Source organism: Zunongwangia atlantica 22II14-10F7, assembly GCF_002094855.1.
Classification (GTDB): Bacteria; Bacteroidota; Bacteroidia; order Flavobacteriales; family Flavobacteriaceae; genus Zunongwangia; species Zunongwangia atlantica.
In genome coordinates this window covers 150966-163616 of sequence record NZ_ARYN01000005.1, presented here as the reverse complement: position 1 = coordinate 163616, position 12651 = coordinate 150966, and the positions used below count along the sequence as shown (strand labels likewise).

Genomic DNA, 12651 nt, shown 5'->3' with positions numbered 1-12651 from the left:
AGTTACACTTTATTTTTGGAATATCTTAATACTTTAATTTGCAGAAATGTTAAGTATCTTTGCAGCCATTAATTTTTTATATGGAATTCGAACTTTTAAAGACCGATCCCGCTAGTAAAGCCAGAGCCGGTAAGATAACTACAGATCACGGAGTAATAGAAACACCTATTTTTATGCCTGTGGGCACTGTAGCTTCTGTAAAAGGAGTGCATCAAACTGAGCTAAAACAAGAGATCAATCCAGATATTATTTTAGGAAATACGTATCATCTTTATTTACGCCCTAAAACCGAGATTCTTAAAAAAGCAGGTGGTCTTCATAAATTTATGAACTGGGATCGCAACATCCTTACCGATAGTGGAGGTTATCAGGTATATTCACTTTCGGGTAGAAGAAAAATTAAAGAAGAAGGGGTAAAGTTTAAATCTCATATTGATGGTTCTTATCACGTTTTTACTCCAGAGAATGTAATGGAAATTCAGCGAGAGATAGGTGCAGATATTATTATGGCTTTTGATGAATGTACTCCTTATCCATGTGATTATAACTATGCTAAAAGATCGATGCATATGACGCATCGCTGGTTAGATAGATGTATTAAACATTTTACTGAAACTCCGCCGCTCTATGGATACGATCAAACCTTATTCCCAATCGTTCAGGGAAGTACTTATAAAGATTTAAGAAGACAATCTGCAGAATATATTGCTTCAAGAAATGCTGAAGGAAATGCTATTGGAGGTTTATCTGTTGGAGAACCTGCAGAAGAAATGTATGCAATGACCGAGGTGGTTACTGAAATTCTTCCTGAAGAAAAACCAAGATATCTAATGGGAGTAGGAACTCCTATCAATATTTTAGAGAATATCGCCCTTGGAATCGATATGTTCGATTGTGTAATGCCTACCCGAAATGCAAGAAACGGAATGCTTTTTACCGCTCATGGTACCATTAACATCAAAAATAAGAAGTGGGCAGATGATTTTTCACCAATCGATGACATGGGAATCACTTTTGTAGATACGCAATATTCTAAAGCATACGTTCGTCATTTATTTACCGTTAATGAAATGCTTGGCAAGCAAATTGCTACCATCCATAACCTCGGATTTTATCTTTGGTTGGTGCGTGAGGCAAGAAAGCATATTTTAGCAGGAGATTTTAGAGCCTGGAAAGATATGATGGTGAAACAAATGGATAAGAGACTATAAAAAAATCGTAGTTTGAAAATTTTAGACTGGTACATTTTAAAGCGCTATTTAGGAACCTTCAGTATGATGTTGTTACTGTTTATTCCTATTGGGATTACAGTTAATCTTGCTGAAAAAATCGATAAGATTTTAGAAAATGAAGTTCCTTTTGTTGAGGTAGCCGAATACTATCTAAATTTTACGATCTATTTCGCTAATCTTTTATTTCCGCTTTTTCTTTTCCTCTCTATAATTTGGTTTACCTCAAAACTGGCTAATAATACAGAGGTTATTGCCTTTTTAAGTAGTGGGGTTTCATTTTATCGATTTTTAAGACCTTATATAATTGGGGCAACCATTGTTTGCATTGCCGCTTTAGGATTAAGTATGTTTTTAGCGCCTAAAGCCAGTAAAGGATTTAATGAATTTAAGTATGAATATTTAAAAAGAGGTCACGAAACTCAGGAAACCAAGGATGTCTATCGCCAGGTGAACGATAACGAGGTAATTTATGCCAGTCATTTTAGACCAAAAACGCATACGGCAAGTAATTTTACTTTAGAACATTTTGATGGAAATAAATTAGAGTTTAAAATTAGTGCTTCCAGATTAAAGTTTAATACAGAAGATTCTACCTATACTTTATCGAATGTTGATAAGAGAATAGTTGGTGAGAACGAAGATATAATTAGTAAGCAAACGCGTTTAGATACTATTTTACCATTTGAATTTGACGAATTAACGCCTGAGACTTATATCGCTGAAACATTAAGTTTTTCAGAATTAAACGAATTTATAGAGAAAGAAAGTAGGCGTGGATCGGGGAATATGAATATGTATCTGGTAGCGGCTTATAAGAGAGTAAGTATTCCGGTTTCAGCATTCATTTTAACCATCATTGCGGTTGCTGTTTCTTCGATGAAACGTCGCGGTGGGATGGGAGTAAATCTTGCGGTAGGAATTTCATTGGCATTTATATTTATATTTTTTGATAAGGTTTTTGGTACAATTGCCGAGCAATCAACCTTTTCACCTCTTTTAGCAGTATGGATCCCTAATATATCTTTTGGTGTTTTGGCGGTGTTTTTATTGTTAAAAGCGAAGCGTTAATAAAAATAATTGAGCTAAGGCTTTAATTCTTCGATTTAAAGTTTGTTATATTTGTAGGCTCAAATTAAAACAACCATAGCTACTTATGGAATATTTAGACTTTGAATTACCGATTAAAGAGCTTGAAGAGCAGTACGAGCGCGCCTGTAATATTGGCGAGGAAAGTGAGGTAGATGTAACTGCTACCTGTAAGCAAATCGAGAAAAAACTTCAGGAAAAAAAGAAGGAGATCTATAAAAACCTTACTGCATGGCAAAGAGTGCAGTTATCTAGACATCCTAACCGTCCTTATACTTTAGACTATATTAATGCAATTTGTGGAGACACATTCTTAGAACTACACGGTGATCGTAGTGTGAAGGATGATAAAGCCATGATTGGAGGTCTTGGTAAAATTGGTGATCAAAGTTTTATGTTTGTTGGCCAGCAAAAAGGATTTAACACTAAAACACGCCAGTACCGTAATTTTGGTATGGCTAATCCAGAAGGCTATCGCAAGGCTTTACGTTTAATGAAATCTGCAGAGAAATTTAATCTTCCTGTAGTGTGTTTTGTGGATACTCCGGGAGCATATCCAGGTTTAGAAGCCGAGGAAAGAGGACAAGGTGAAGCGATTGCTCGAAACATCATGGAAATGACTCGCCTTAGCGTGCCAATTATTGTGGTAATTATTGGTGAAGGTGCCAGTGGTGGAGCTTTAGGAATTGGTGTAGGAAACAAGGTTTTAATGTTAGAGAATACCTGGTATTCTGTAATTTCACCAGAATCCTGTTCTTCTATTTTATGGAGAAGCTGGGAATATAAAGAAACTGCTGCTGAAGCTTTAAAACTTACTGCTGAAGATATGAAAAAGCAAAAGCTTATCGACGAGATCGTAAAAGAACCACTTGGTGGTGCGCATAGCGATCGAGAAGGAGCTTTTAAAGCAGTAGAAAAGTCTATTTTAAAATCTTTTGAAGAGCTTAAAAACTTATCAAAGGAAGATTTGATAAGTTCTAGAATGGATAAATATTTAGATATGGGTGTCTATAAAGACTAACCCGTTAAAAATCATACGATACTAAGGGAATCCGAAACAAACGTTTCGGATTTTTTTGGCCTTATCAACAAAAAAATAAAGTTTTCAACAACCAAATTGTTTACTATTAGTGAACTAGAAAATGCTTATTTCTTAAGAGCTATTTAACAAATTGGTTACATTCGTGCTATGGAAAAAATCGCAACATCACCAGCATATAATAAACAAAACTCTAACGTAATTAGCCTGGAGAAAGGTAAAATTCCTCCGCAGGCTGTTGATTTAGAGGAGGTTGTTCTTGGTGCGATGATGATCGATAAAAAAGGAGTAGATGAGATTATCGATATTCTACATCCTGATGCGTTTTATAAAAATTCGCATAAATTGATTTATGAGGCTATTTTTAAGCTTTTTGAAAATACCGAGGCAATCGACTTATTAACGGTTTCTAACCAGCTTAAGAAGGATGGGAACTTCGAAAAAGCAGGTGGAGACTATTATTTAATTCAGCTTACGCAAAGAGTTTCCTCTTCTGCACATATCGAGTTTCACGCTAGGATTATTTTACAGAAATATATTCAGCGTAGTTTGATTAAAATTTCTGCGGAAATTATTGAAGAAGCCTATGATGAAAGTGTAGATGTTTTTGATCTTTTAGACTCAGCTGAAGCAAAACTGTATGAGGTTACTCAGGGTAACATTAAAAAATCAACCGAATCTGCCCAGAGCTTGGTTATTCAGGCAAAAAACAGGATTCAGGAAATTTCGAATAGAGAAGGTCTAAGTGGGGTGCCTTCAGGCTTTGATAAGCTGGATGAACTTACTTCAGGATGGCAGCCTTCAGATTTAATTATCGTTGCAGCACGTCCTGGTATGGGTAAAACTGCGCTTACCTTATCGATGGCAAGAAACATTGCGGTAGGGCAGGGAATACCGGTAGCCTTTTTCTCTTTAGAGATGTCTTCAGTACAGTTAATTACGCGTTTAATTTCTTCGGAAACAGGACTTTCTTCAGAAAAATTAAGAACGGGGAATCTAGAAAAACACGAGTGGGAACAGCTTAACGTAAAGGTAAAAGACCTTGAAAAAGCACCACTTTTTATAGATGACACGCCATCTTTATCTATTTTCGACCTTAGAGCAAAAGCACGTCGTTTAGCATCGCAATTTGGTATTAAACTGATCGTGATCGATTACCTTCAGTTAATGACGGCCGGTGGAACGCAAAAAGGAGGAAACCGTGAACAGGAAATCTCGACAATCTCACGTAACCTTAAAGCGCTGGCAAAAGAATTAAATGTACCGGTAATTGCACTTTCTCAGCTATCGCGTGCGGTAGAAACTCGTGGAGGTAGTAAAAGGCCATTACTTTCAGATCTTAGGGAATCTGGAGCGATCGAGCAGGATGCCGATATTGTATCGTTTATTTATCGACCAGAATATTACAAAATTGAAGAATGGGATGATGAAGAACGTTCTCCAACTGAAGGGCAGGGAGAATTTATCGTTGCAAAACACCGTAACGGTGGTCTGGAAAATATCCGTCTTAAATTTATTGGTCATCTTGGTAAATTTGATAACTTAGAAGACTTTGATTCTCCTTTCGAATTTCATTCTAAAATGAACGATGGTGATGATAACGAGTTTGGAAGCTCAAATCTTCCAAGTCCAAGTGCAGATGAAGCTTTTGGAAGTTCTATGAATGATTTTAATCAGGATGATGATAGTGACGTTCCGTTCTAAATTCAGAAATACTTTAAAAAATAACGAAAGACAGTTTAAAGCAGCTTTGCTTTTTACTGTCTTTTTCTTTTTAGGTTTTTCCGGTTTTGCCAATAAAATTCTGGTGCCTATGGATCCAGAAGCCCAGGAAAATCATTTAAAAGCCTACGGAATTACATATTTCGCGCTAGAAAATCAGATCAAAGCCCAATGGTTATTAAATTATCGTGGCGGCTCTTTTCTTTTTGAAGCTGAAGAAAGCTTAGAGCGAGAATGTAAGATTAGAGGCGTTTCTTTTGAAATCTTAACCGATAATGATGCTAAGGCGATATTGGATGAAATTTCGAGTCCTTCTAAAAATATGGAAAGCGTAATTTTAGAAAAAGCGCCAAAGATTGCGGTGTATTCGCCAAAAGGAAACAAACCATGGGATGATGCAGTTACAATGGCACTTACGTATGCTGAAATTCCGTATGAAACCATTTATGATACTGAAGTTTTAAACGATGCACTAATTTTATACGATTGGTTGCATCTACATCACGAAGATTTTACGGGGCAATATGGTAAGTTTTATAGAGCATATCGAACCGCGCCCTGGTATATTGAGGATAAAAAAAATGCTGAAACTTTGGCTTCAAATCTTGGTTATGATAAAGTTTCAAACGAAAAACTTGCTGTTGCCTTAAAGATTAGAGATTATGTAGTTGGCGGCGGATTTATGTTCGCCATGTGCAGTGCTACAGATAGTTTTGATATCGCGCTGGCTGCAGAATATACAGATATTGCAGAGCCAATGTTTGATGGAGATCCAAGCGATCCCGGATATCAATCTAAGTTAGAATTTGATAATACATTCGCTTTTACAGATTTTATCCTGGAAAGAAGTCCTATGGTTTACGAGTTTTCGTCTATAGATATGACGTCTAAACGTGCCGTGCCTATGGAGAAAGATTATTTTACGCTTATGGATTATTCGGCTAAATGGGATGTAATTCCTACCATGCTAACCCAAAACCATACAAGATTAGTAAAGGGATTTATGGGGCAAACTACAGCCTATAATCCAGAGAATATAAAAGCCAATGTGCTGGTGATGGGAGAGAATAAGGTAAACGGGGAAGCACGATATATTCATGGTGTAAAAGGCAAAGGTTTTTTTACGTTTTATGGAGGGCACGATCCAGAAGATTATCAGCATAGGGTAGGAGATCCAAAAACCGAGCTAGAATTACATCCAAATTCTCCCGGATATCGATTAATACTGAATAATGTTTTATTTCCTGCAGCTAAAAAGAAAAAGAAAAAAACATGAAAACTAAGCTTTTAACACTTAGAATACTTACAGTATTTATGGTGGTTTTAATTCTTATAGAAGTGCTGTATTTATCTAAAACTTTTGTTTTAGATGCCATCCTGAATGGTTTTTTAATGATAGTTATTGGTGTTTTAAGTTTGGTTTTGGCGTATTTAAATTATAAAAAGAAAGATTGGTAAGATGAAGACATTTCAGAAACAAATAGCATTAAAACCTAAATCGCGTGGATTTCATTTAGTAACCAGCGAAATTGAAGATCAGTTTCCCGAGATTGGTGAAATTCAGCAGGGAATTTTTCAGGCGTTTATAAAACATACGTCCGCGGGATTAACGATAAATGAAAATGCAGATCCTACGGTAAGAGAAGATTTTGAAAGTCATATAAATAAAATGGTTCCTGAGAATCAGCCTTATTACCACCATACTTTTGAAGGTTCAGATGATATGCCGGCGCATATTAAAGCGTCACTTATGGGAACATCTGTACAAATCCCAGTAACAAATGGTAGATTAAACCTGGGAACCTGGCAGGGGATTTATTTATGCGAACATCGTAATTACGGCGGTTCACGTAAATTAGTTCTTACGCTAATGGGATCCTAAAATTGAATAATTTTCAAATAAACTAAAATCGCCAGCAATTGCTGGCGATTTTAGTTTATTTAAGTTCGTTTTTAAATTTATTGGCACCGCTAAATAATACCCGAAGCTTGCCCCGAGATAGTTTACTCTAAACTCGCCTTAAGGGGAGATTCGATAATTTTAGCTTGTTTTTTTAGTAGTTTTATCCAGTCTTCTTTGCTACTTACATCTCCGCTTTTTTCCCAGGCAAATCCTGCATAATAGGTGAATTTATCTTTAGGAGCAGTAGTGATTAAAAGGTTGCTTTGATCTGGAACTTTACTAACATAAGCAAATGCCGAATCGATAGCTGCTGGTGCTATTACGATTCCTTCACCAACTTTAGCATCGTCTATGCTTTCCCAGTGCATTACCCAACCTTCTTCTTCATTAATTTCGTATTCTCCCTGATTGTTATGTAGTGTAATTCCCGTAGCATAGTTTGGGATTCCGTCTTCAGCTTCAAGGCTAATCTCGAATTTAGAGAAATTGGAGCCAACGGCTAAGCTTATCCTTTTTGTTTCCTTTACATTGTAAGGTCCCCAAGGATCGTAGCTTAGTTCAAAAATGGTTTTTAATGGTCCGCTTGCGATGGTTTTATATTCCATAAAATTTTTGGATACATATAAGCTATCGTCTTCAAAAATACCAATGCCGCCTAATCCACGGCTATTACCTACATGATAAGGATCGTAACCTTCGCCATGATCTGTATGATAATATCCGGGACTTTTTACATGCTCTGCGTACCATTTATTAATGATCGATTTATTGGTTCGTTTTAGCCAAATATCGATTCCGCTAGAAAGGGTACTTCCTGCAACACCTTCTAAAGCTTCTTTCTGGCCGGTTGGGCCATAAGTTCTAAAAGCAATTTTATCGTTTTCCCAGGCATAATCGTCTGTTCTTTCAGGTACAAATCTAGAATAAGCTACAGCTTCTTTCTCTGGCATCGTAAATGAGCTATCACTAACTATTTTATAGGTAGAAGAGGTATTTGCGCTTACTCTTGCCATAAATAAAAATTCTTCTGGGGTACCATCTTCATCGTAATCGATCCATTGATGTCTTAAAGTTTTTCCTGCAGAATCTTTAATATGAATATACTCTATAGGAGTTTCTTCAAACTTGTTTAATAATTTTTCAGCTTCAAAACTTACAATTTCACTTCTATCAAAATCCAGGTCGTTACTTACTGAAAGTGAAATACCGGGTTCTTCAGCTTTTTCAGTTTTACATCCGGTAGCAAGCAATAGCCCCAGAATAGAAGTGGTAATTATTCTTTTCATTTTTTGTTGAGGTTAGGTTATCTTTTTTGTTTTTAGGTGAGGTCTCTATTCAGAGAAAATTCAGAGGGTAACTGGCCAAATTTCTCTTTAAAAATCTTTCTGAAATATTTCATGTTATTAAAGCCAACTTCAAAAGCAGCCATAGATACATTTAATCCTTCTTTTTCTATTAAATATAAGGATTTATCCAGTTTTATATCACGAATATATTCATTAATACTCTTGCCGGTAAGCGCTTTTATTTTTCGGTATAAAGATGCACGACTCATCCCCATTTCTTCAGAAATTAACTCGACCATTTTACCTTGTACCTGTATATGTTCGTGTACTTTCTTTTCGAATTTTTTAAGGAATTTCTTTTCAATTTTAACTTGCTGGCTTTCGACAGTATTTGCAGTTTCCTCATTTTCTTCCTTTTGAAGAAGATTTTTTTGCAGTGTAAATTTCCTGTCTAATAGATTTCTAATTCGGGCTTTAAGAATAGCAGTGCTAAAAGGCTTGGTAATATAATCGTCTGCGCCTTCTTTATAACCAATCACGATAGATTCCTGAGTGTCTTTTGCTGAAAGTAAAATGATAGGAATGTGCGTCGTTTCCTTTCGAGATTTTAAAGTGTTGGTAAGATCGATACCACTTTTTTCTGGCATCATAATATCTGAAACTATAAGATCTGGCACATGTTTTATGGCCATATTTATGCCTTCCTGCCCATTTAAAGCATGTAAAAGATCGTATTTTTCTTTTAGAATCGATGATAAGTAGTGATGAATATCTGGATTATCATCGATAAGGAGCAAAAGCTCTCTATCGGCGTTTGGGTTTAATAAAGCGCGAGTTTCTAATTCCTTATTCTCGTTTAGAATTTCAGCAGTTACATTTTCAAAATCGTGTGCTTCAATAGTATCGGTATTTGCTAGATGCTCTGGTTTTCCTTTTGGTAAAAATACTTTGAAAACAGTATGCTGATTTTCGATACTTTTAGCATTAATTTTTCCGCCGTGAAGTTCTATAAATCGTTTGGAAAGTGCTAGACCTATTCCGCTGCCATCTTTCTTCACTTTTTCGTCAGAATGATAATACCAATCGAAAATATGTGGTAAGATTTGTGCTGAAATGCCCGCACCATTGTCTTTTATTGAAAATTGATAGCCATTTCCCTTTGTTTTTAGCCTTATAATAATTTGATCTCCTTTTGAAGTGTATTTTAGGGCATTAGACATCAAATTATTGAAGACAATATGTATCTTATCAAGATCACAATAAATTGAAGCCTCTTCTATATCGAAATTCTTAATTATTTCAACACTTTTTTTCTGTGCTATAGGTTCGTACATTTCAATCCACTTCGATAAGGATTTTGCGAGATTATGTTTAGTGATTTTTAGTTTGTTTAAACCATCTTCGGTTTGTCTAAAATCAAGTAATTTGTTAATTCTACCCAATAAAGTTTTAGCATTCTTTTCAATGATTCTTAAACTATTAGTATGCTCTTTCTTTCTAATTTCGCCAAGTAAACTTTCCACTGGTGCCAAAATCATGGTAAGTGGTGTTTTCAGTTCGTGTGAGAAACCGGTGTAAAAACGAAGTCTCTCTTCGTTAAGATCCTGTTCTAACTGGCGTTGATTTTTCTCAAAAACCAATGATTGTTTCAGTTTAATTTTTTCAGTATAATATCTTAATCCGAACCAAATGAGAAGTAGGGCTGTGATTAAATATAGAGCATATGCCGGCAGTGTTCTCCAAATTGGTGGAATTACCTGAATGAATAATTGATTTGAAGATTCCAGATAATCATTATTGTTGGTTTTTAGCTTTAAATTATAATCACCTGGTGGCAGCTGACTAAAGTTTATACGATTAGCATTTTTAATATTGATCCAGTGATCGCTGTAACCTTCCAAAATATAGGAATATTCAATATTATCTGATTTTGGATATTTTAAGGAAGCAAAATCTAATGAAAATAACGCCTGATTATAATTAATACGAAGTGTATCGGTAAGTGAAATAGATCTATCTAATACTGTTTGTGTGCTATCGCTAAGACTTAAACTTTTACCGTAAATTTCAAGATTTTTAAACACGGTAGGGAACACTGTTTTCACAGGATTTGATAATTCTTTGGTTTCAAAAATATTAAGACCTTTATTTCCTCCAATCAGCAATGTGCCGTTTTCGGTTAAAAGGCTGGCGCCAATATTAAATTCACTTTCCTGTATATTATTAAAATTGTTAAGATTTCTAATCTTATTGGACTGTAGGTTATATAAACTTATCCCGTCATTAGTACCTATCCAAAAATTGCCAGACAAATCCTGGGTAATAGAATTTATCGTGTTATTACTTAAACCATCGTTAGTAGAAAAACGTTGTACTATTTCAGTTTCTAGGTTTACTTTTAGTAAACCTTCATTCATGGTGCCCACCACTAGGTTGTTCTTATCTATAAAATGAACACTAAAAACAACGTTTGTTGGAAAATCGATATTTCCTGTATGAAAACTTGAATATTCACCTGTTTTATAATTGTATTTGATTAGGCCATTGCCGTAGGTGGCAAGCCAAATTTCATCAGGATCCTTTTGAATGATATCACGAATATCCAGCTTACTAAGGTCGTCTATATATATAAACGTATCTTGTTTAGGATTGTATTTGTACAAACCTCCCCGGTTAGTCCCTACCCAAATATTACCCGCAAAATCCTCGAATATCGATCGTACATCACTACCTTCAGATACTTTTTGGTCTAAATAGGTTGTAAGTTTCTTTGTTTTTAGATCGAATTTTGAAATTCCTTTTCTGTAAGTGCCAATCCAAAGATTGTTTTTAGAATCTTCCAATAATGATAGAACCAGATCTGTAGGAAGCGGAATGTCTAATTTAGAAAATTGTTTAGTTTCTGAAGAATAGGTATTGATCCCACCACCATCAGTGCCAATCCAGATATTATCGTTCTTTCCTTTTGTAATAGCTTTAACGCGATCATGCGAAATTTGAATCTCTTTGTTAGCAGAATGATCAATTAGCTGAATAGACTCTCCTTTGGGATCTACAAAATCTAAACCAGCTTCAGTCCCAATCCATATATTTCCGTTAGAGTCCTTAAATAAGTTTAGAATGTTACGGTTAAAAACACTGCTTCCATCAGTTTTAGGTGAAAAAGACTGAATCCTAATATTATTACTATTAGATAATGAATTAGGATCAAGAATATTAAGTCCGCCATTTCTTGTACCTATCCAAAGCATTCCCTGATTATCTTCAACAAGACTTCGAATAGCATCATCTGTAAGTTTACTGTTTTCCTTATTAATATGTATTATCTCATTTTTATCATTGATAAGTTTTAAGCCTTCATCTGTGCCAACCCAATGTTTTTTTTTAGAATCGGTATATATTGTATTGATCCTGCCTTGAAAAAGTTTCTCGATTTTGGTCACAGTGGTGTCATTAATATCGATGCTGTAAACTCCATTATTATAGGTGCCTACTAATATGGAGTGCTCATCTTTTATATCTAACGAGCTTATACGGTAGTCTCTAAGTAAAACAGGTTCAGGATTACCGTTAAATTGTACGGCGATATGCCTGTTTCCTTTTATAAAATGTACTCCATAAGAATAATCGCCCACAACAAGCATGTTTTTAGAGAATTCTAAAATGCTTGTAATCCCGTCAGACAGGTATGAGTTTTCTGGTGATTTTTGCTGAAATAAATGTTTCTGAATTTCGTAGGTGTGAATCCCTCGATTGGTGGCCAGGTACAAATCGCCATTATTTGTGGGAACAATTTGTTGAATATAATTATTGATAAGCCCTGAATTTTCCTTGTCGAACTTCTCAAACTCGCTTCCATCAAATCTGTTTAATCCAGAATTTGTTCCTATCCAGATAAATCCAAGATCATCCTGAGTAATCGAACTCACCATATTATTAGACAATCCATTTGAAGTGTCATAATGGTAAAATTTAAGGTTCTTTTTTAGCGCAGATTTTTCCTCTTGTCCAAAGCTGTTTAGTGGAAGATAGAAACAGAATACAAGGAAAATACTTTTAAGGCTATTCCGCAAGAATCTATAATTAAGAAATAATTTAGAATTCATTTTTTTTAACTATTTGGTGACTTTGAGGCTTAAATATCAATTTGTACCCACTTATTGATCAAATTATACCCTTATTTAATAATAAAAAAGTTATAAAATTGTGAAAGCGTTAATGGGAGCTGTGAATATAATAAAACGTTTTCTTAACATAAAATTATAAATCAACTAATTAAACATGAAAAGAATGCAAAGCAAAATTACTAAGAAGTACAGAAGCAATTTTTTGAAGAATTGTCTAGCAAACTAAAAAGGATGTCAAACTAATATAAGAATCTGT

The 12651-nt window shown here is 35.0% G+C and carries 9 protein-coding genes; 7 read left to right on the top strand and 2 right to left on the bottom strand.

What is annotated here, in order from left to right; translation table 11 throughout:
* Nucleotides 1-80: 80 nt before the first annotated feature.
* The 7 genes from tgt (at nucleotide 81) to IIF7_RS06780 (ending at nucleotide 6961) form a co-directional block, all read left to right on the top strand.
* Entirely contained in the window at nucleotides 81-1211 is a 1131-nt protein-coding gene (gene tgt / locus IIF7_RS06810; RefSeq protein ID WP_084840930.1) for a tRNA guanosine(34) transglycosylase Tgt, read from the top strand.
* 12 nt (nucleotides 1212-1223) lie between these two features.
* Nucleotides 1224-2300, top strand: coding sequence for an LptF/LptG family permease (locus tag IIF7_RS06805; RefSeq protein ID WP_084840929.1), 1077 nt, complete (start codon nucleotides 1224-1226; stop codon nucleotides 2298-2300).
* Between the two features lie 85 nt (nucleotides 2301-2385).
* On the top strand, nucleotides 2386-3339 hold the full coding sequence (locus IIF7_RS06800) for an acetyl-CoA carboxylase carboxyltransferase subunit alpha (protein ID WP_084840928.1): 954 nt from the start codon (nucleotides 2386-2388) through the stop codon (nucleotides 3337-3339).
* 168 nt (nucleotides 3340-3507) lie between these two features.
* Nucleotides 3508-5061, top strand: coding sequence for a replicative DNA helicase (gene dnaB, locus IIF7_RS06795; RefSeq protein WP_084840927.1), 1554 nt, complete (start codon nucleotides 3508-3510; stop codon nucleotides 5059-5061).
* Entirely contained in the window at nucleotides 5039-6355 is a 1317-nt protein-coding gene (locus tag IIF7_RS06790; RefSeq protein ID WP_386274464.1) for an asparagine synthetase B, read from the top strand. The genes dnaB and IIF7_RS06790 overlap by 23 nt, the downstream gene beginning before the upstream one ends.
* Entirely contained in the window at nucleotides 6352-6537 is a 186-nt protein-coding gene (locus tag IIF7_RS06785) for a hypothetical protein (RefSeq protein ID WP_084840926.1), read from the top strand. Before IIF7_RS06790 ends, IIF7_RS06785 begins: the two co-directional genes overlap by 4 nt.
* A 1-nt stretch (nucleotide 6538) precedes the next feature.
* Nucleotides 6539-6961 carry a secondary thiamine-phosphate synthase enzyme YjbQ gene (locus IIF7_RS06780; protein WP_084840925.1) on the top strand — a complete coding sequence of 141 codons (423 nt, stop codon included), beginning with the start codon at nucleotides 6539-6541 and terminating at the stop codon, nucleotides 6959-6961.
* A gap of 122 nt (nucleotides 6962-7083) precedes the next feature.
* Here the strand turns inward: IIF7_RS06780 and IIF7_RS06775 are convergent, their stop codons facing one another.
* A complete protein-coding gene (locus IIF7_RS06775) occupies nucleotides 7084-8268 on the bottom strand; it encodes a DUF4861 family protein (RefSeq protein ID WP_084840924.1) in 1185 nt (394 codons plus the stop codon).
* Nucleotides 8269-8300: 32 nt separating this feature from the next.
* A complete protein-coding gene (locus IIF7_RS06770) occupies nucleotides 8301-12374 on the bottom strand; it encodes a hybrid sensor histidine kinase/response regulator transcription factor (protein WP_084840923.1) in 4074 nt (1357 codons plus the stop codon).
* Nucleotides 12375-12651: the final 277 nt, after the last annotated feature.